The organism is Brevibacillus dissolubilis (genome assembly GCF_006170445.1).
Classification (GTDB): domain Bacteria; phylum Bacillota; class Bacilli; order Brevibacillales; family Brevibacillaceae; genus Brevibacillus_B; species Brevibacillus_B dissolubilis.
Window position 1 is genome coordinate 296,698 of record NZ_VCNA01000002.1, and the last position, 20,509, is coordinate 317,206.

General features: G+C 50.5%; 20 protein-coding genes. 4 read left to right on the top strand and 16 right to left on the bottom strand.

From position 1 onward, the window contains the following. Nucleotides 1-30 precede the first annotated feature (30 nt). Entirely contained in the window at nt 31-1,491 is a 1,461-nt protein-coding gene (locus tag FGI41_RS03400) for a dipeptidase (protein ID WP_139488551.1), read from the bottom strand. Between the two features lie 179 nt (nt 1,492-1,670). Here FGI41_RS03400 and FGI41_RS03405 point away from each other — a divergent pair, with 179 nt between their 5' ends. Beyond that, nucleotides 1,671-2,597: a LysR family transcriptional regulator gene (locus FGI41_RS03405; protein ID WP_139488552.1), complete on the top strand. Its 927-nt coding sequence runs from the start codon at nt 1,671-1,673 to the stop codon at nt 2,595-2,597. Nucleotides 2,598-2,629: 32 nt separating this feature from the next. Here the strand turns inward: FGI41_RS03405 and FGI41_RS03410 are convergent, their stop codons facing one another. Continuing rightward, nucleotides 2,630-3,073 carry a protein-tyrosine phosphatase family protein gene (locus tag FGI41_RS03410; protein ID WP_139488553.1) on the bottom strand — a complete coding sequence of 148 codons (444 nt, stop codon included), beginning with the start codon at nt 3,071-3,073 and terminating at the stop codon, nt 2,630-2,632. A gap of 169 nt (nt 3,074-3,242) precedes the next feature. Between FGI41_RS03410 and FGI41_RS03415 the strand changes: the two genes are divergently transcribed. Then, on the top strand, nt 3,243-3,548 hold the full coding sequence (locus FGI41_RS03415; protein ID WP_139488554.1) for a hypothetical protein: 306 nt from the start codon (nt 3,243-3,245) through the stop codon (nt 3,546-3,548). A gap of 136 nt (nt 3,549-3,684) precedes the next feature. Here FGI41_RS03415 and FGI41_RS03420 read toward each other — a convergent pair whose 3' ends face one another. After that, nucleotides 3,685-5,184, bottom strand: a complete 1,500-nt coding sequence (locus tag FGI41_RS03420) for a nitrate/nitrite transporter (protein ID WP_139488555.1) — start codon at nt 5,182-5,184, stop codon at nt 3,685-3,687. A 157-nt stretch (nt 5,185-5,341) separates the two neighbouring features. Between FGI41_RS03420 and FGI41_RS03425 the strand changes: the two genes are divergently transcribed. Beyond that, nucleotides 5,342-5,974 (top strand): NUDIX hydrolase, encoded by a 633-nt coding sequence (locus FGI41_RS03425; protein ID WP_139488556.1) that lies wholly within the window; start codon nt 5,342-5,344, stop codon nt 5,972-5,974. Between the two features lie 34 nt (nt 5,975-6,008). On the opposite strand, the gene FGI41_RS03430 is transcribed toward FGI41_RS03425, so the two are convergent. The 12 genes from FGI41_RS03430 to FGI41_RS03485 form a co-directional block, all read right to left on the bottom strand. Continuing rightward, nucleotides 6,009-6,248 (bottom strand): hypothetical protein, encoded by a 240-nt coding sequence (locus FGI41_RS03430; RefSeq protein WP_139488557.1) that lies wholly within the window; start codon nt 6,246-6,248, stop codon nt 6,009-6,011. 192 nt (nt 6,249-6,440) lie between these two features. Beyond that, a complete protein-coding gene (locus tag FGI41_RS03435) occupies nt 6,441-7,691 on the bottom strand; it encodes a molybdopterin molybdotransferase MoeA (RefSeq protein ID WP_139488558.1) in 1,251 nt (416 codons plus the stop codon). A gap of 65 nt (nt 7,692-7,756) precedes the next feature. After that, nucleotides 7,757-8,524, bottom strand: a complete 768-nt coding sequence (mobA, locus tag FGI41_RS03440) for a molybdenum cofactor guanylyltransferase (protein WP_139488559.1) — start codon at nt 8,522-8,524, stop codon at nt 7,757-7,759. Between the two features lie 75 nt (nt 8,525-8,599). Continuing rightward, a complete protein-coding gene (mobB, locus tag FGI41_RS03445) occupies nt 8,600-9,148 on the bottom strand; it encodes a molybdopterin-guanine dinucleotide biosynthesis protein B (RefSeq protein WP_139488560.1) in 549 nt (182 codons plus the stop codon). Beyond that, nucleotides 9,126-9,461: a hypothetical protein gene (locus FGI41_RS03450; RefSeq protein ID WP_139488561.1), complete on the bottom strand. Its 336-nt coding sequence runs from the start codon at nt 9,459-9,461 to the stop codon at nt 9,126-9,128. The genes mobB and FGI41_RS03450 overlap by 23 nt, the downstream gene beginning before the upstream one ends. A 91-nt stretch (nt 9,462-9,552) precedes the next feature. Beyond that, the gene (locus FGI41_RS03455; protein WP_139488562.1) at nt 9,553-9,750 is read right to left on the bottom strand and encodes a hypothetical protein; all 198 of its coding nucleotides are present in this window, start codon (nt 9,748-9,750) and stop codon (nt 9,553-9,555) included. Beyond that, nucleotides 9,740-10,270, bottom strand: coding sequence for a Rieske (2Fe-2S) protein (locus FGI41_RS03460; RefSeq protein WP_139488563.1), 531 nt, complete (start codon nt 10,268-10,270; stop codon nt 9,740-9,742). The genes FGI41_RS03455 and FGI41_RS03460 overlap by 11 nt, the downstream gene beginning before the upstream one ends. A gap of 95 nt (nt 10,271-10,365) precedes the next feature. Next, on the bottom strand, nt 10,366-10,932 hold the full coding sequence (locus FGI41_RS03465; protein ID WP_139488564.1) for a 4Fe-4S dicluster domain-containing protein: 567 nt from the start codon (nt 10,930-10,932) through the stop codon (nt 10,366-10,368). After that, a complete protein-coding gene (locus FGI41_RS03470; protein ID WP_139488565.1) occupies nt 10,925-13,096 on the bottom strand; it encodes a molybdopterin oxidoreductase family protein in 2,172 nt (723 codons plus the stop codon). The genes FGI41_RS03465 and FGI41_RS03470 overlap by 8 nt, the downstream gene beginning before the upstream one ends. Continuing rightward, on the bottom strand, nt 13,083-14,123 hold the full coding sequence (locus FGI41_RS03475; RefSeq protein ID WP_139488566.1) for a hypothetical protein: 1,041 nt from the start codon (nt 14,121-14,123) through the stop codon (nt 13,083-13,085). The genes FGI41_RS03470 and FGI41_RS03475 overlap by 14 nt, the downstream gene beginning before the upstream one ends. 292 nt (nt 14,124-14,415) lie before the next feature. Next, nucleotides 14,416-17,643 carry a pentapeptide repeat-containing protein gene (locus FGI41_RS03480; RefSeq protein WP_139488567.1) on the bottom strand — a complete coding sequence of 1,076 codons (3,228 nt, stop codon included), beginning with the start codon at nt 17,641-17,643 and terminating at the stop codon, nt 14,416-14,418. A 16-nt stretch (nt 17,644-17,659) separates the two neighbouring features. Continuing rightward, nucleotides 17,660-18,859 (bottom strand): MBL fold metallo-hydrolase, encoded by a 1,200-nt coding sequence (locus FGI41_RS03485; protein WP_368656550.1) that lies wholly within the window; start codon nt 18,857-18,859, stop codon nt 17,660-17,662. A 389-nt stretch (nt 18,860-19,248) separates the two neighbouring features. Between FGI41_RS03485 and FGI41_RS03490 the strand changes: the two genes are divergently transcribed. After that, complete coding sequence (locus FGI41_RS03490) at nt 19,249-20,031, top strand: LytR/AlgR family response regulator transcription factor (protein ID WP_139488569.1); 783 nt, start codon at nt 19,249-19,251, stop codon at nt 20,029-20,031. Nucleotides 20,032-20,121: 90 nt separating this feature from the next. Here FGI41_RS03490 and FGI41_RS03495 read toward each other — a convergent pair whose 3' ends face one another. Continuing rightward, nucleotides 20,122-20,505, bottom strand: a complete 384-nt coding sequence (locus FGI41_RS03495; RefSeq protein ID WP_139488570.1) for an Hpt domain-containing protein — start codon at nt 20,503-20,505, stop codon at nt 20,122-20,124. Nucleotides 20,506-20,509 lie beyond the last annotated feature (4 nt).

Sequence of the window (20,509 nt, forward strand, 5' to 3'; positions counted from 1 at the left end):
TTGGTCTGTTTCGTGTTTTTTCTGTCATCGCTATCCTTGCTGTCCCAACAGCTCCCAGTATCGGCACAGGGCACGCGTTCCTTTTTCCATATGAGACAACGACATATGCTCGTTCGGACCATGCGCATTGGCGGTGGGCAGAGCAAAGCCGATCAGCACAATCGGCAGGCCGAATTGAGTGGCGAACGTCTCCACGATCGGAATACTCCCGCCCGCGCGGATGAAGGATACCTGGGCCTCAAAAGCCTGCTCCAACGCTTGTGCCGCCAGTTGTACCGCAGGATGATCATGCGGAGTCACATACGGCAGCCCAGCTCCTGTCTGGGTGACGGTGACACGCACGCCTGGCGGGGTATGGCGCTCGATATGTGCCTGAATCATCGAAAAAATGCGGTCGGGATGCTGGTTCGGCACCAGTCTGCATGAGATTTTGGCATGGGCATCGGCGGGGATGATCGTCTTCTCTCCCTCGCCTTGGTAGCCGCCGTAGATGCCGTTGACCTCCAGTGTCGGTCGTACCCAGCGGCGCTCCAGCGTGGTGTAGCCTTTTTCCCCGTAGAGCTGCGGGACACCGAGATGGCTCGCTAACGCGGCATCATCCTGTGGGAGCGAGGCGATGACTTGCCGTTCATCCTCACTAATCTCGTTTACACCATCATAAAAACCTTCAATGGCGACCGCTCCGTCTGGTGTATGCATCGAAGCCACCAACTGTGCGAGGGCATGAACCGGATTGTGCACCGCACCGCCGTAGAAGCCGGATGCGAGGTCTTGCTTGGGCCCATCTACATCCAGCTGGAACGAAAGAAGTCCCCGCAATCCATAGCAGATCGCCGGCTGATCCGCTTCAAGCATCGCTGTGTCGGAGATGACCAGCAGATCGGCTTGGAGCATGTCCTGATGTGAGATGAGAAAAGCAGGCAGATTCGGACTCCCGATCTCCTCCTCACCCTCGATGACGAGCTTGATATTGACCGGCAATTCGCCTGCCGTCTTGAGTAGTGCTTCCATCGCTTGAAGATGCATAAAAATCTGGCCTTTGTTGTCGCTCGAACCGCGTCCGTAGAGCATACCGTCCCGAATTTCCGGTTCAAAAGGCGGGCTTTGCCACAGCTCCAGCGGCTCGGCAGGTTGGACGTCATAGTGTCCGTAGATCAGTACGGTCGGCCGTCCCTGTGCGTGAAGCCAGTCAGCGTAGACGACGGGGTGGGACGTGCTATCCCGGCCCTGTTGCGAAGTTTCAAATCCTGACATGTACTCCTGTTGCTGCGCCGTAGATGTCCGCACGTTCTCCAGCTCCTGCGCCGTACTCATCACCCGCACATGCTCCAATCCCACCCCTCGCAGGTGCTCCGCCAGAAAATGAGCGGCTCTCTCCATATCACCTCGGTGCTCCGACATCGTGCTCACACTGGGAATCCGCAAAAAATCCTTCCATTGTTCCAGATGCTTCGTCTGATTCTCACTCAAATACTGCTTCCACTCTCCCATAATGACTCCCCTTCAACGTGTTTACCGGTTCAGTTGTTACGCGATTCCATCTGCCCATCCACCTGTCCAACATTTGTACTTTTATAGTAATATAGAAACCTACGATGTAAAAATGAAATGAATCTATCGTTATCATCAAAAAAATCGATCATCATTATCCGACAAAGGCAGGCGACCTGATGGAACTGGAACAAATGAGGGCATTCCTCGCTGTCGTACAGACCAAAAACTTCACCCGCGCCGCAGCGCTGCTCCATGTGACACAATCCACAATCACCACCCGCATCAAACAAATGGAGCAGTCGCTTGGCAACCCGCTTTTTGTCCGTACCAACAAACGCGTCGAGCTGACCCCCACCGGACATGTCGTCCACACCTATGTGAAGCGGATTATGGAGCTGGTGCGGGAGTGTGAGGTGACCACCCAGCTGGAGCCGCGCTACCACGAGCGGTTTGTCATCGGCAGCACGCATTCGCTGTGGGATTACCTGCTTGGGCCAATCGTCCATAAGTTTCGCGAAGCACATCCGAAGACCGCTTTTCGCCTCGTCACCGGCCACTCCAATGAGATCATCCAGATGCTGCTCGACGGCATCTGCGACGTCGGCATCGTCTACGTACCACCGCAAAATCCGGGTCTGGAGGTCAATCTGCTCTACAGCGACGAGATGATTCTGGTCGCCCATCCTGATTTGGAGCTTCCCCCCACACCACTGACCGCAGCTGATCTGCACACCCTGCCGATGATGCACCTCGACTGGGGTTCCCCATATACCGAATGGTTTGCGGCGGAGATGGGGCATCCGCATATTCCGAGTATGGAAATCGATCACGCGTCCCTCTTGCTTGATTTTTTGACAAAAGGGAAAGGCATCGGGTTCGTCTCCCGTGCAGTGGGTCAGGAATATGTGGAGAGCGGCAAACTGGTGGTCGTGCCGTATCAGGCACAGCTGACAATGCCAGCACGGGAGCTGTATGTTGTCTACCCTAAGCATAGGCAAAAGGCGCAGGGGTCGCTGTTGCGGGATTGGTTGGATTTTTTGCAGGAGCGGGTCGAAATAGTCCGCAGCAACCAAAACGAAAAGAAGCGTTCCCCGTCTCAGTAGGATGGGAAACGCTTTTTTCGGCTGATTCTGGCCTAGCCGTTCGGATACATCTTCGCAAGTGACTCTCTCTGCTTCGGCTTGATATTAATCTCTGGACGGATCGCTTTCACCTTATCCTCCGCATCGGCAAGGCTGTCTGCCAGCCCGAGATTCAGCAACGTGCCCACCGCTACTGCGCCGGTGCGTCCACGTCCGCCGTTGCAGTGAAAGGCGACTTTTTTCCCGCTTTGGTAGGCATCGATCACTTCTTGAATCGCCCTTTGGAATAGTACATCCTGTGGCTCGGTCGCTTCATCGCCGAGCGGAATCTGCACCCACTCTGCTTTTGCCTCTGGATATGCGCATTCCTTTGCTTCGCCGCGAAGGTCAACGATCACGTCGATCTGCTCGTTCTCCACCATCGCTTGGACGTCGGCTGCTCCGCCGATGAAGATTTTGTTGTCGTGCAGGGCTTGGTATTTCTTTTCTTGTGTCATGGTTGGGTGGCCTCCTTGCTGTCGTTCGATATCCATATTATAGCACCAGAGACGCGGGTCATGGACATGTTCATAATTAGGCGAACGAGACAGGTAACCATTCCATACCATAAATCGAGCAAGATTAGCAAAATAGGAACCTTACGAATCAACCGAAGGAGGAATATCTATGCCAGCATTATGGTGGATGACCAGCCTCGGCAATGAAGGTGTCACCTATGGAGACTTTAACCGATTACAACTGCAAAGACAACGAATTGCAGAGGAATTGACGAGACGAGGCTTTACTAATGTACGTGTAGCTGCAGACATTTCGGGTACCAAAAACGGGTGTTTCATATCCATTGCTCACCTTTCTCATCCTGTCCCTAATCGATGGTGGGAGGTTATCATCGGCACTTGCGACGGTAACAATATTCAAACGGCCCAAACGGTAGTGAATCAAGCTTTTAATGCCATTCGTTTTACATGGTGATAAACGTCAAAAAAGCCCACATATCCAAAGGATAGTGGGCCAGAGTGCTTTTTGTTATACCTGTATTCTCTTTTTTTTAGCCCGTTTCTCTGTACATTTCAAAATCAATCCCTGCCATATCAGCAGTTCAGCAGACTTAAGCCCTTTGCGCTTTGGAGATATCACTGAACATCCCCGCGTAATATTTCACGTCGCCTGCTTCGTCGCGAATCGCACTGATGGTCAACCACTCCAGGAAGAGCTCTTGGTTTTTGCGGCGGTTCCAGATCTGCCCTTCCCAGTAGCCGTTTTCGATCAGTTCCTTCCACATTTGTTCGTAAAACTCTTTTCCTTGCTTGCCGGATTGCATCACACTTGGACGGTTGCCGATCACATCGGTATCTTCAAAGCCGGTGATGCGTTTGAACGCCGGGTTGACGTAGGTGATTACGCCTTGTGTGTCGGTGATGAGGATCGCTTCGCCGGTGTTTTCCATGACGTTGTTGGCGAGCACCAGCTTATCTTGGAAGTACATCCAGATCACGATGATGAAGCAGCAGAGTGCGAATTGGGACAAGGCCATGAAACCGATCGCGTAGTGACCCGTCATTTTAAACAGCGCGGTGAGGACGAGCGGCGGGAAGAAACCACCGAGACCACCCATCGCAGAGACGATTCCGTTGACGATCCCAGCCTGTTTGGAGAAGTAAAGCGGTACAAGCTTGAACACCGCACCGTTCCCAATCCCTGCGCACAGGGCAATCAGCAGACATCCGATCGTATAGAGCGTGATCGCCGGAGAGAACGCGAGCAGGATACCGCCCAAGGTCAGACCTGCGAACACCATCATTAAGACGCGGAACGGGTTCATTTTGTCACCAAGCCAGCCACCGATTGGACGGGCCAGGGTCGCCAGCAGGATGAAACCAGCTGTACGCATACCTGCATCGACTTTATCCAGTTCAAAATGAGTAACAAGGAAGTTCGGCAGATAAACCGTGAAGGCAACGAAAGAACCGAATGTGACGAAATAGAACAGACTCAGGAACCACAGCTTCTGATTTTTATAGACACTTTTGATCTGTTGGCCGAGCGGTGCGGTGACTTTCGGCTCGTTCTTATCACCAAACATCAGGTTGAGTGCACCAAATACCACGACCAGCACCAGATACAGCTGTACGGTTGCGCTCCAGCCGATCTGCTTGGCAATCACCGGGGCAAAAAACGTACTGATCGCCGTACCGATGTTCCCCGCGCCATAAATCCCGTTGATAGCGCCGTGCTTTTCTTTTGGATAATATTTCGGCAAAGAGGTAACACCGACTGAGAAGATCGCGCCGCCAATCCCCAAGAAGAGACCGCCTGCCATCAGCATCAGGGTGGTGTCTGCCTGACTCACGAGAAAAATCGGTATCAGGAGCAAGAAGAAGCTAATGCTAAACACCCGCTTCGCCCCGTATCGGTTGGTCCAGTACCCAATCGGGATACGCAGGATCGAGCCGAGCAGGACAGGGATGGCGGTAATCCAAGCGATATCGCCGGGAGCCAGTCCCAAATCTTCTTTAATAAAAGGCATCAAGGATGATAAAATAACCCAGACCATAAAACCAGCGACAAGACTCATTGTTTGCAGCGGTAATTGTAGCTTGCGTATCATGTATGTTCCTCTCCCTCGGATATTTCACATGGATGTGTTTTTCGTAGTTGTTAGTTTTCATTGTGTTGTTCGGGTGGCCACACTTATATCCTACTTGATCAGCAGAAGTCGTATTGTGATGTTCGTCACTATCAAAAAGCTAAAGGAGTAACAAATCATGGAAACCGAAACACTCACGATCTTTGACCACCAGCATCAGCCCATCGGCGTCGCTAGCCGCGGGGAAGTTCACCGGGTCGGACACTGGCATGAGACCTTCCAATGCTGGCTGACGGGTCAGGAGAATGGCGTCGATATGATTTATTTTCAGATTCGCAGTGCAGGCAAAAAGGACTATCCCAATCTCTTAGACATCACGGCGGCCGGACATCTGCTGTCAGATGAAACCGTGCAGGACGGTGTCAGAGAGGTGCAGGAGGAGCTCGGGATTGACGTGTCGTTTGACGAGCTGGTGTCCTTGGGTGTGATTGAGAATTGTCTGCGCCGAGAAGGATTTATTGATAATGAATTTTCGCATGTATTCTTGTACCCAAGTAAAAATGCGTTCGAGGATTTTTCATTTAAGCTGCAAAAGGAAGAAGTATCGGGTATGGTCCGGGTGGAATTCGGGAGCTTTTATCAGTTCTGCTTCGGGGAAGTGGACGAGCTGGTCGTGGATGGCTTCGAGATTGGGGAAGACGGTGAAAAGATTGCGATTCACCAGACGCTCGGACGGGAGCGGTTCGTGCCACATCAGCGGAGTTATTGGGAACGGGTGGCGACATTGATTCGGGAGCAGTTGGAGTTGTAAAACAAAAAAACCAGTTGTAGCAAACAACCAGTTTTTACGTAAGCTTATGAATTTCGTCTTCGAGCTGACGGGTCCGCTTGGCATTGCCCTCAGCAAAATTGCGCAGGCGGTGCTTCAGCTCCTCATCATGATGGATGCGGTCGGCGACGATCAGGTAGTTGCGCATCAGCTCGTTCTCCTGATCCAGCGAACGCTGCAGGATATCGCGCAGCATCTGTTCGTTGACCACATCTTCGCGGTCGTAGTCACGGTCATAGTCTTTATCGTGATTCATCGGCAGGTATCCCCCTCTTTTGGCCTTTTACCTCCATTGTTCGGCTAGGAGCGGGGTTTTTATACCTGCTTTTCTCACATTCGGTTGCGAGTTGATTCACAGATCCGTCTCCGGGCTCATTCACAGATTTGTCTCCGAGCTGATTCACAGATCCGTCTCCGCTGGCTTTCCTTTTGATACAACGCTGTAACGCTACGGCTCCAACGTGTCCAACAGATAGACCTCCACCTTGGCCCCCCGCTCAAAGCCGCGCGTACCTCCCGGCAAAAGCATCAACGCATTGCAGGAAGCAAGCGATGACATCACATTGGATTTGTCCTTGCCAGATGGCTCCACCATCAGCATGCCGCCTTGAAAAGAGACGTTGGCGCGGACATAGCGGTTGAACGGATTGGCCTTGGGAAAATCGGCAGCGAGGAACGCCTCGACCGCCTGCCAGCGCGGATCTGTGACACCTGTCAGCTTGCGGATCAGCGGGCGGACGAACAGCTCGAAGCCGACATAGCAGGCAGACGGATTGCCGGACAGGCCGATCAACAGCTTATCGCCGAGCCGCGCCGCACTGGTGACACTGCCTGGGCGCATCGCTACTTTGTCGAAGAGAAGCTCAGCCCCCAGCTTTTCATAGATCGTCGGGACGAAATCATAATCTCCGACCGACACACCGCCCGTGGTGATGACGATGTCCACCTCTTCCATCGCTTGTTTGATCTTCGCCGTCACGGCCCCGATCTCATCGTCGGCACGTCCGTAGTTGACCGCGACAGCACCGCTGCGCTTGATCTGCGAGACGATCATCGTGGCATTGCTGTTGCGGATTTTGCCCGCTGGCAGTGGTTCGTCCACGCCGACCAGCTCCGTACCCGTGGCAAGCACACCGACGAGCGGCTGCCGCATCACCGGAACTTGAGCATAGCCAAAAGCGGCGAGCAGTGCTTTGACACCTGGATTGATCACCGTGCCTTGGGTCACGAGCAGAGTCCCGCGCGCACATTCTTCCCCCTGATAGCTGATGTGATCCCCCGGACGAAACGGGCGCTTGATCAGCACATAGCGCTTCCCGTCGCGCTCAACCACCTGTGTCAGCTCCTGCATCACGATTGCATCACACCCCACAGGGAGCTTGGCTCCGGTCATGATGCGGCTTGCCTGTCCGGCTCGCAATGCACGCTGGGCCAGTCGCCCGGCTGGGATCTCCTCGATGATCTCAAGCGTAACCGGATGCTCCTGACTTGCCTCATATGTATCCTCAGCCCGCACGGCATATCCGTCATAAGGGGAGCGGTCAAATGGCGGCAGATCGTACGCAGCACACACATCCTCGCCCAATCGACGGCCATCACAAGCGCCGAGGTCTATTTTTTCTGTGCCAAGCGGTGAGATCGTATGCAAAATACGCTCCAACGCTTCCTCCACCTGTATCGGGGTTCCTCTCTCCTTCATCCCGCCGGTTCACCTCCGTTGAAAATGATACAAAAGCTTCTATCTTTATATGTATTCTACTTACCTCATTCTTCTGCCAGCAGTTTTTGATATTCGGTCTGATCGTTCACATTGCGGAACACGTCTGCGGGTACGCCGAGTTCCTGTTCGGTGACGTACTTCACGCGGCATTGGTTAAGGAATGCCATCATGCGGTAGTCTCCTGCGATGAGACTGGCGCGGATCAGCGGGTACGTGCGGTGGTGGTACAGAGCGGCGAGTGGTTGGTGTTTGCCTGCGATGAGTGGGACGATGGCGTCGTAATGGGTGTGCGTGTTGGGGTTCGTTGTGCCAGCGTTAGTGGTAATGCCAGTCTCCCTCTCGACTGTAAGGACATGCTCAGCCTCTAGTAACATGCCGCAACGACTCTCAGTCTGATTCTCGAACTCCGATATCCCTGTAAACTTTGCTATCCTTGCCATTTCTGCCATCTTGCCCATCACGTCTGCTGTCACCTGCGGCATGTCACAAGCCAGAACCGCGTACCACTCCTGCTTGCTCGCTTCGCCGCTGTTGTCTGTGGCAGGCTCACCACCCACATACCGCATCGCCGAATACAGTCCCGCCAGCGGCCCATTTCCCCGCACGTCAGGCTCGTCTTCGATGACCGTCAACCGTGCATCCCCGTCATACCTCTGTGTCAGCTCCGGCTGGCTTACCAGCAGAATCCTCTCCACATGCGGCTCCAACGCTTCGACCGCATACTCATAAAAAAACTTCCCGTTGTACTCCGCCAGCGCTTTTGGACGGCCAAACCGCCGGGACTGTCCACCCGCGAGAATGATTCCAATCATCTTGTTCCCTCCTTACCCAGCACAAAAACGGAAGCCAGCCCAGTCTATCACAGACCTCTGCCCTGCTTCCGCCGCCTAATCCATTTGGCCTTGCCCGTTCTCTCGCCCTCGCGTAAACATAAACTCCTCAATCGCATCCACATCATTGATGTCATACACTGGCACATCGATCTGATTGGAATAGTCGAACCAGCTCGCTACCGCGACACAGTTGGAGATCATCCGCAGCAGCTCGGTATCCTCCAGGCGGCGCAAGACGGCGATTTTTGGGTAAGTGGCTGTTTTGAAGCCTTCTATTAGAATAATCTCCGCCCCCGCAGCCTCCATCCGTCTGACCAACTGGGGCAGCTCTACCGATTGGCGCTCAATCCATGCTGTCTGGCTCTGCGACTGGATCGCTACCATCGACGCTCCGGCCATCCGGTAGCGATACGTATCTTTGCCCTCGTGATCGATCTCGAACTCGTGCCCGTCATGCTTGATCACGCCGACCTTGAACCCGCGTACCTGCAGGCGTTCGAGTAGCTTGACGATCAGCGTGGTCTTGCCGGAGTTGGAGTAGCCGACGAATTGCAGGATCACGGGTGTGTGGATGGCAGGCTTATGGTACAAATCGAATTTCATACTGTAGTTTCCCTCGCTTATCCTCTGCTGTCAATGTGTGTGTCCCGTCCTCCTGTACGGTCCATTCCACCTGTCCCGCTGCAATCGGCACCGCGATGAACTGATGCGGGTCCATGTAGAGGCGGACATGCTCACCATCCTCGGTCAGCCCCCACTTGACGTATTCGCGCTGGATCACCGGGGCTGGCTGTTGCTCGGCGTCCTCGGCGTGGTCGGAGATTTTGATGATCATCTGACGTGATACCAGTGCGGACAGGTGGCTGGACAGCTGTTGGATCGTGGTAGACTGGTCATGACGGTTGATGCTGTTCATAGCTTGCTTCACCTCCTGCTTCGATGTTCGTCCATTACGTTGATGATTGTTACCGATTATCTATCGGGTTGTGGCAACTTGTCTGCCGCTGTCATCTCACTCCGCCCTGATTTTTTTCCTTCTTATAAATCAACCAGGCAATCGGGAACAGTCCCACATTCCCCAGAGAGAGCAGAATTACGTTGATATATTTCTGCGCGTAAAAGAAATTGACCGCATACTGTGTAAAAATGATATTCATCAAAACCACGAGGCACAACAGCAGCACACCGACATAACTACGCTTCATACGGCTTCACCCCCGTTGCATAGATCACGCCATTTTCTACTTGCACCGTGATTTCTGGCAGCGGGCGGCGAGGTGGGCCTGCTACTGGCTTGCCTGTCATTACGTCGAATTTACCATGGTGGCACGGGCAGAGCAATTCTTTTTCCTCTTTGCCCCAGAAAACCGGACATTTCAGGTGGGTGCAGGCGTTTTGGTAGGCTTTGTACTCGTTTTCGCCGACACGGATGATCAGGGCGCTTTCGTGCTCAGACGGATAGTGGAATTCCATCGCTTCGCCTTTGGCCAGTGTGGCTACATCCGCGATCTTTTTCTTCGGAAACGGATTCTCTTCCTTGGCAAAAAGCTGCTTCGCCGCAAGTCCGCCCCATGGCAGTGTAGAGATGGCGAACAGACCTGCTGCCCCTACCATTGTCTTCATGAAGCCACGGCGGTCAAGACTGCGTTCGTTGAGCCGTACGATGTTGTGTGTATAGTTATCGTCCTGTTCGCGGACGGTTACTCGCTTGTTGTTGTCTTCCATGTTCCTTCCTCCTCTTTCAGCATGTCCGGGCATGGTTGCTGACAGACCTTTTGGATGCCCGGTATCTATTTGTTTCAACACGCATCGATTTGAATTTAGAACAGTTTTGCTTTGCCCTGCAGGATACCAGGCAGGCTGATCTTCACGTTGGTCTCACCTTCGAGCGCAGGCTCCATGCTGGCTGTCCATTTGCCGTTGGCGAGCTTGTGCTGGGCTTGTTTTTCGGCAAGCTCTTCTTCGCTGAGCCATTGCAGCGTGTTGGTCGGACATACAGATGCACACATCGGCGGAATGTCGTCTTTGGTGCGGTCGTAGCAGAGGTCGCATTTGTACATCAGGTTCTGCTCTTCGTCAAACTTCGGAATCCCGTACGGACAAGCGATCGTGCAGTTCTGGCAGCCGATGCATTTCTCCACCAGTGCGGAGAGGACGGCACCTGTGTCTGCGATCTGGATCGCTTGGGCCGGACAGCTGCGGGCGCAGGCCGGATTGACACAGTGCAGGCACATCAGCGGGATCGTCTGGCGGCTGTTGAACGGATCGACTTCATAGACATAGTTACGGTTGCGGTTGTCGTGTCCGCCGCACTGGGTACAGGCGGCGAGACAGCTGCGGCAACCGATGCAATTCTCCATCTCGATATATAAAACGGATTTACCCATTGTGTAGTACCCCTTCCAACTTGATGATCTGTGCCGCGCACGCCTTGAACTCCGGCATGCGGCTGTATGGGTCGAGCGCTGGGTTGGTCAGCAGGTTGACAGACTCCTCTTTGCCCCAGTGATAAGGGACGAACACGGTGTCTGGGCGAATCGCAGCGATGATTTTGACCTTGTAGCGGACTTCACCGCGGCGGGTCTTGAGCAGTACCACTTCGTCATGCTCGATGCCGTATTGCTTCGCGGTCTCTGGGTGTACCTCAAGCAGTGGATCTGGATACATCGCTTTGAGGAACGGGATGCGGCGGGTCTGGTTACCGGACAGATAGTGGAACACGACACGTCCGGTGGTTAAGCGGAGCGGATACTCAGCATCCGGCTCTTCCGCAGGTGGGCGGTATGGCAGTGCACAGATGAGAGCGCGTTGGTCTTTGGTGTAGAATTTTTTATCTAAAAACAGATGCGGTGTGCCTTGGGTGTTCTCATCGGTGCAAGGCCAGAAGACACCGTTCTGCTCATCAATTTTTTCATAGGTGATACCGGAGTAGTCGGCTGTACCGCCTTTGGACATGCGGCGAAGCTCGTCGAAGATGTCGGCTGGATTTTTCAGATGTTCAAAATATTGCCCACGGCCCATCCGCTTCGCGATCTCGATCTGAATCCACCAGTCTGGCTTGGACTCGGCATACCAGTCCTGTGCCTGACGGTGACGGATCACGCGGCCTTCGAGGTTGGTCGTCGTACCATCGTCCTCCGCCCAAGTGGACACAGGCAGTACGACGTCGGCATACTCTGCAGATTCAGAGAGATAAAAGTCGCAGCAGACCATGAAATCAAGGCTCTTGAATGCTTCACGCACATGGTGCTGGTTCGGTGCACTGACCGTCGGGTTGGAGCAGAGCAGATAGTTGGCGCGGATCGTCTTGTCGATCATCAATTGGAACATCTCGTAGGCAGAGACCCCTTTTTGCGGCATCTCTTCTTCTGGAATGCCCCACATGCAAGCGACCTCTCGCACATGATCCGGATTGTCCATCTTGCGGTAGCCTGGGAGCTGGTCGGCTTTTTGCCCGTGCTCACGGCCACCCTGCCCGTTCCCTTGGCCGGTGAAGGTCGCGACACCAGATTTCGGACGACCGATCTTACCGGTGATGAGCGCCATGTTGGTGTAGCCGGATACGTTGTCCGTCCCCTTGGATTGCTGCTCGACACCACGGCAGAACATCACGATGGCTTCTGGTGCGCGGCCGTAGATGTCAGCGGCGCGGATGATTTTATCAGCATCAATACCAGTGATTTCACTCACGTACTCAGGTGTGAATTCCTTCACAAGCTCAGCTGTATCTTCAAAACCATTGGTGTGATTGCGGATGAACGCTTCATCGATATGGCCGTTCTTGATCAGCAGATGCACCATCCCGTTGGCAAGTGCCAGGTCTGTACCCGGACGCAGGTCGAGGTGGATATCAGCACGTCGGGCCAGCGGAGTCTCACGCGGGTCAGCGACGATCAGGTAGCCGCCACGGTTCTGCACTTCCCAGATGCGGAACATGCTCGTCGGATGGCACTCTGCCGCATTGGAACCCGCGATGAACAGGCAATCCGTCTGGTTAATATCTGTCCACGGAACCGTAGAACCACGGTCAATCCCGAGACTGCGGTTAAACCCAGCCGCTGCAGATGACATACAGAAGCGTCCGTTGTAGTCAATATAGCGGGTCTGGAGCGCCACGCGGGCGAATTTACCGGTCAAGTAGCATTTTTCATTGGTCATGGATACGCCGGAATATACGGACAAGGTGTCTTTGCCATATTTGTCCTGCAATTCTTTGAAACGCTTCACGATCAGATCCAGTGCTTCGTCCCAAGATGCTTCGCGGAAACCGTCCGGCGTGCCTTTCAATGAAGCATCATCACGGATCAACGGGCGCTCAATACGGTCTGGGTGGTTCACCTGTTGGTAGGCGGTGACCCCTTTTGGACACATCTTCCCGAGGTTGACCGGGAAATCATAACGCGGCTCCACCCCGATGATTTTATTCTGCGTCGTATCGACACGCAGCTTCATCCCGCACTGCATCCCGCAGTAGGAGCAGTGGGTGCTGACCAGCTTTTCATTCGGGTGCACGACATTGGGAATCTCTTTGAAAAATTTATCCTTTGGCATTTTGGTTAGCCTCCTTCACTTGAACCATGTGGGTCTGAATACCGGTAAAGCGGGCCATGCGGTACTTACGGCGGCACGGGAGACAAAGCTCGGCCAGATGGTAGCCTTCCGGTGTTTTGAAGTTGATGTCATTCTGCTTGAGTACATCGATTACGTCATTGGACTGTTCAACAGAGACAAATGTATTGTTACAGCAACGGCAAGCCTTAGGCGCCTGCTCGGAATAATGTTCGCGGTAGTTGCGGGCCAGCACGCTCATCGGACGGAACGGGATGTGCGCCAGCTTCCCAAACGGCAGATAGATCAAGGTCACGATCACAGAAAACTGGTGAATGATGCTGATCACCGGATGAGCAAACCCATGCAAAAAGATGTTAGAGAAGGTCAGCGCCAAGCCAGTCACGGAGATAAACAGCAGCATATAAAGCGGCATAAAGTCGTAGATCACCGTCTGTTCAGCACGGGCCTGCATGTTCTTGATGCGGCGGTACAGCGCCATGCAGACACCCGCGATCACCATGAAAGCCGTGATGTTAAGCGCATTGTAGAACAGGAACGCGATGAATCCGTCTGCCTTGACTCTCATCAGGTCGATCCCGAAGCCGACGACGTGGTAGTAGCCGTTCTCCTCCATCGTGAAGTACATCCAGCCAAAAACCAGTGGGAAGGTCACCGCTGCGGACAACAGACAGCCCCAGCCGAGGAAAACGTGCTGCAAGGCGCGATACCAGCCGCGGTTCCAGATGAACTTGTACACGGCGAGGTGATCAACCGTTGTCGCTGGAGTGGATTTGCGGAACAGGAGCTTCAAGCCTTTTTTGATGATGATGTTCGTCGGTGGACGCTCGGCCCAGGCGGAGAAACGGTACAGGAAGCCGCCGATGAAGGTCAGGGTCCCGACCATGTAGCCGTAGAGGGCGAGGTCGATGTGGGTGAAGGCTCGGGTGGTGATGTAGGTCAGGATCAATAAGGCGATTACGATATAGAAGGCTCGTCGTGCGAGTTTGGATGCGAATGCTCGATTCATATGGTGTTCCCTCCTGAAAAGGTGTGGTGCGAGGATTTCGGTGAGTTGGTGATTTCACGTTGGTTTGTTCTTTATACGTTCGTTGGTGAAATCACGTCCATTGTTGAAATCTCGCTTCGTTGTGTTTTAAGGAGTGGCCATTTCCTTTTCGATGGGTTAAGTGTAACAGGGGTGAGCGGGTGGGATTGTGATTTTTATCACTGTGGAGTGGTGGGGGTTTTTGGGTGGGGGGGATGAAAAAAGGAGAAAAGCTGGGGGGCTTTTCTCCTTTTAATATTGAATAACCGTTCAGTTATACTGATAACTTAACCCTATTTCGAAACTCTTCTTTATTTTCAAATACATATCTTTCAAACCAGTTAATTTTTTTATTAGCACTGTCTAAAATATGGTTAATACTTAATTGAACTTCTGAACTAGTTAATATCTTTATTTCGCCGCTTCCAAAGCCTGTAATAATTTGATCTTTATACTCACTATAAGTATCCCTATCAAATTTTGCCCCTCTTAAGTCAGTACCATCAAAGTTGACACCCTTTAAGCATACGTTAATAAACGTAGTGTTACGAAGATCGGCGTTCTGTAGATTTGAGTTAGATAAATCAACTTTATAAAAAAATGCGTCTCTAAATGTGGAAAAGCGAAGTCTCGAGTTCCGCATAACTGTCATCCAAAAGATACTCTCATCAAAAGCGACACGATCTCCACTGATTCCAGCCATAATACTATCTCCTGAAATCAAACAATCTACAATAGAAGCACCATGTAGGTAGATCTTTGAAAAATCGGTATTCGTAATAATTGAATTAAAAAATCGTGTCCCATCTAAAGCACTCTCATAAAATACCGTGTCTTCTATCAAACATTCAGAAATCAATCCACCTTCAAAAGAACAATCAATTAATTTTATATTACTCACTAGACCACTAACTAGAGAAAATCTATTTAATTCTTGACCTTCGTATTTCAGACCAAATACATGTTGGTTCGCCCATCTGGGATCAGGGCGGCCCTCAGAAAAACGTTGCCAATTCAAGAACATCTCACGAAAATTGATAGAACTTATTTCAGTCTCTTTTATCGATCTTGAAAGATACTCTAAGGTGACTTTCGTTATCCACCTATCAATGTCAGGAGCCTCTTTATTCCGTTTAGACTTTAATTTCATTCTTATCTTTGTTAATCCAACGATTTCAGATTCACTATCATCATCAATCGATAGATAACTATAATCAGAATTCATTAAATCACGACAAAACTGAATTACTTTTTTTCGTTCGTGATCAGTAAAAAACCATTCACTAAAAAGTAATTTTTGAGGTATGTCTTTAGTCGAATTTTCTCCAATACACGTTATTTTATTAGAATATTCCTGTATCACGAACTGATTTCCGAAAGAGTTAACTCCCAACGACGCCAATATTGGAAACAAAAAACGTCGACATTTTATTACTTGCTCTTCTTTATCATTTTTACAAGATATCGTATTCAAAAGGAGGACAAGCAAACCTTTAAAAAAATCTATCGTTTGGTTGGTTGGTTCCCCAAGATTCAGCTCCGCACGCGCCTTTTCAACATCTCCACTTGGATCTAATGCATGATAAAGAATAACTTTCAGATAGTACTCAGCAAGTAAAATCTCTGCAATAGATTGATGATTAAAGTAGAACTCCTCTTTTTGATGACCAATATAGGAGTGAGCCAGATATTGATATACCGTGCTTGATTCTTGCTCCGTTACCTTAGACTCATAATTCCCTGTAATAATTTTTGGCAAGTTGTGAATAGAAAGGAGCGAATTATCGTTGTGATCTCTCTGACACATCCACAGCACGGCCGAAGCTTGCAATATGACACGGTGTTCCAGTTCTTTACGTAGATAAAACTTTCCGTAGCCTTTCATCTCCTCCCGATACTTGGCCTCTTTCGTCAGCAAATCAAGAAATGATAGATAGACCCCAAGTTTCTCATGATTCGGGAGTCCAACTTCATAGTTATTCGAAATCAATTTGTAAATCATATAGCCAAAAATCGGTCTACGCATCTCGCTAGAACTCAAAATGTTTTTCTCTTGAAAGAATTCAGCAATACTTGTATCCTCATTCTCTTTTACTCTTCGAATCACTTCACGGTTAAACTCATGGAGAATCAGTTCGTTTTCGATATGAATAGACGATAGAGTGTAAGCTAAATACTGATTAAATTGCTCTTTCTTAAACCCATAAAGAGACAGGAAACAAGCCTCTTCGTCTTGATTGATATAGGGTTGACTAGCTTGGATTCGTTCTTCCACTAACTGACCAACATGGATCGGACGTGTTGATATGATGAGACGATCACTGTCCTGACTATGATATTTCAAACCTTTGATCAACATCATATCTTTATATACTTCATCCAGGTCACTCTGCGTTAGTCGTCCTGACTCATCAAGCGAATCGATAAAGAAAACAAATTTCTTCCTTTGATAATATGGTTCATTTAGATCAATCTGTCGTTGTAATAACACCCGACCAATACAACCAAATTTAGATTCTCGATATACTTTAGTATCACTATATTCATTTAAATTAAAATAGACTGGAAACCAATCTGTTTGTTTCGAAAGGTATTGTTCTGCAAGAACCGATGCCCGTTTTCTAAAGTATGAAGATTTTCCCTTACCAAAATCCGATATTACAAAAAGTACCTTTTTTAGATTAAACCGAGGTTTCTCGGAAAAATATTGTTCTACCAAATCATCTAATGGTTGTAGATTCTCTTCATCATCTTTTTCCTGTCCCCCGTATTGGTCTAGTGGCAACCACTGACCAAAGGGTTCAAGGTACGGAATGTTTTCATCTTCCTCATACCCTATTTTCCCCAGTTCTTTCATACCAATTAAGAACTTAAACTCTTCTTCCCGAAACTCCCCATAATCTTCAAACCGAATCCCGGCTTCATCCAACCTTGAGCAACAATTCAACACACTTACTGCCCCAATAGCCCCACCTGGCATCTCATGACTCAGAATCCCTATAACTTTTTCATGTACAAAGATAGGTGAACCAGATGCTCCTTTTGTATCATATTCTGAATCACTGGTCTGCGGTTCAATACAAGTGAGATCAAGGTCTAATTGACCCTTTTCAGTTGCGACAGATATAACCTGTGATACACTGCCCTTAAATACCTGCCCATTTTTTCGTTTGGTCTGTGAAAAGCCAAAACTTGACCAATCGTCAGCATGTTTAATTGACCGGATACACAACGGCAGCGGCTCAGCATGCAAGACTTCCCGCTCCAACTCCAAAACCGCTACATCCACACCCTCTCTCGCTTTCTTCGGAAACAACACCCTCGCCGACATTTTCATCGGAGGATTCAAATTCGGAAACTCTATCTCAATCGGCGTACCTTCCGCCAAATTCTCATCAATCGCATGCCTCGCAGTCAAAGCCATTTTAGACGACACCAAAAAAGCCGTCGCAGGCCCGCCACATTCCAACCGTCCAATTGCCCCCAAATACTCTTCTTTCATCTCCGGCTTCCTCGCTTTACTCTGTCTTTTCCAACGTGATAACGACACTCTTTTCACTCTCAGGTACTACAAGCTCATAAGCAAACTCCTTCTTCCAATCATCCCGATCAACCGCTTTAGCCCCAGTTGTCGGGTAAGTCATATATAAGTTACGCATAAGCACAGCCTCATTCGTCTCCCTAACCACAATCCGCGCCAACGCTTCGGGATCAGGATGCCCATGAATTTTCCCATCAGTAGATACAAAATAGTGCGGAGAATCAATACAAGCTAGTAACTCCCTACTCGTATTGTTCTTACTCCCATGATGCGACACCTTCACCGCATCAAAATGAATCGGAAACTCATCCTCAGGAAAAACCTCCCGCAATTGCTGCTCAATCAACGTTGGCGGTGCATCCCCCAAAAACAACACTTTCATACCCCTATACTCCAAAATAAACGTAATCGAACTCCCATTGATCTCATCAGGGTCTTCAGCAAACTCCGACTCTGCCAATGCTTTTAAGCTACTCACACCCGACACCTTTTTCGCCGCATTTGGAATCCCCTTTGGCTTCATATAGTGAGAAAGAAACTCCACCGCATCGTCAAACACTTCATCCTCAGTCAATGGAATATCCGAAAATATGCTAGTAAGCTCTTTTTTCCACCTTTTCCGCAAAGCAACGAGTTGTGCTTGTGTCGGTGAAAGCACCGTAATCGTCACTTCCCCGATCTTCACAGGCTCGGTCCCAAATCCTACAGCTTTCCCACCAAAACTCTGATTCCACCGATACCCATGCTGATACAGCAACGCCCCAAGCCTTGTCCCTTGTTTACCGCTCACCGTACTGGAACTGGCTTCATCGTCCTTTTCCAGATAGCGGGATTGCCTCTGTACCTGTAACCGTTGATTCTCATCTAACTTTCCCTCGGAGTCCGCAACCCCCAAATGCCGATAACTATTATGCCAAACCTCCCCAATCTCGATTACCGTCGCCTTCCCACTCTCCCCATTCTCACTAAAAAACGTAATCCCACCCTGTATATGATCTTGATCCACATGGGTAAACACCACCAGATCAAGCTTTTCCCCATTGTTATGTAACTCCTGCAGCCTCGGCTTCACATGCTCCCGATACGTACTCGGATAAGCCAAATCCACCAGAATATTCGTATTCGTCTCGCCCAAGCAGCGAATCAAAAAACAATCCCCGTTCTTCGCTGGAAACATCTCAATCCCTATCTGTGAAATAACCGTTCACCTCGACAATATTCGTTCATCTTTTCCAAAATAATACCACATCCTTCTATCTATTAGGATATCTCTAGGTATAAAGCAGCGATTCCTCCAGCTCTTCTATGCTCCCCTCTCTTTTGTATTGAAAGCTGGCTACCCAGCCAGAGCGTGAGGAGCATCTGTTTGTAAGGAGACCGGCTGAACGAAGTGAGGGAAAGGCGACTGGAAAACAGATGCTCCTCACGCTCCTACCGGAGCCACCTCCAAACAAAAGCCCCCTTTATTTCCTACTAATATATACTTGACAACCCATACCTCTTTCTGGCTAAGATAATGTGTGGTGAAAAAATAAAGGGTAGTAGAAAACGAGGTGAAACATCCTAATGGAAGAGATTCGCGCAGTCATTGCAGACGACGATGAACTAAGCCGGGCGATCCTGCATAAGATGCTGCGGAATTGTCCTGGCATCCATATCGTGGGAGAAGCGGCAGACGGTGAGGAGCTGATCCGTCAGGTGATTATGGAGCAGCCGCACCTGATCTATGTGGATATCAGCATGCCCCGGATGGACGGTATGAAAGCGGTGCACGAGTGCATCAAGCTGCAGCCCAAGCTCAAAGTCATCTTCATCACGGCTTATGTCCACTATGCCGTCGATGCCTTTGATATCTCGGCGGTCGATTATGTCGTCAAGCCCGTCGAACAGCCTCGTCTCTTCCGTGCGACAGAGCGGGCGCGGCAGGCGATTCTGTCACAGGGGATGGTTCAGCAGATGGCCTTGGAATCCACAGTGGCACATACGGCCCCGACTGAGAAAGAAAAGGCAAAAGCCAAGCACTTTTTCATCCGCTCAGAAGGGTCTTACCACTTCGTCCCGCAATCCGATATTCTCTATATCGAAAAGCTTGGACGCAAGGCGATGCTGCACACCGCCAATAATATCTATGAGATGAATGAGACGCTTGGATCGATTATCAACAGGCTGGGGCCTGGTTTTCTGCAATGTCACCGGTCGTATATCATCAACTCGGAGCATGTGGAGAAGATCACTCCATTTGGCGAGACCAATACCGTGCATTTCCGCCACTCTGACAAGCATGCCTACATCTCCAAAAATAAACTCAATGAGATCATCGAGCTGATTGATGCCAGCCTCGACACATAAAAACAAGCCCTAAGCGGTACCGTTACCGGACGCTCAAGGCTTGTTTTTATGTGTCGAGGCTTTTTTTGATTGGAGGCTGATCGTGAGCTCTTATTGAATCAGGGCAAGCAAAGCTGTCTTGGTCTGGTCATAGAGTGAATCCAGCTGACGGACGGCTTCCCGCCAACTGAGCTCCTCCCCATCTCTTGCCTCTGCGCCATCTGTCTCCTGCTGCATCTGCAGCTCGATGGTCTCGCTTAGCTTGGCGATCTGGCTGGCACCGAAGTTGAGGCTGGTCCCTTTCAGCTTGTGAGCCTGTTCGCCTACCTGGGTCAGGTCGTTATCGTCGGCGGCCTGCTTGATTTTGTCGATATAGGTGGCGCTGTTCTTGAGATAGAGTTCCATCAGCTCGGCGAATGCTCCCTCATCTTCCTTACTGGTCTCCACCCAGCTTCTCAATTGCTCCAAACGATCCAGGTCTAACACATCTGACATGATG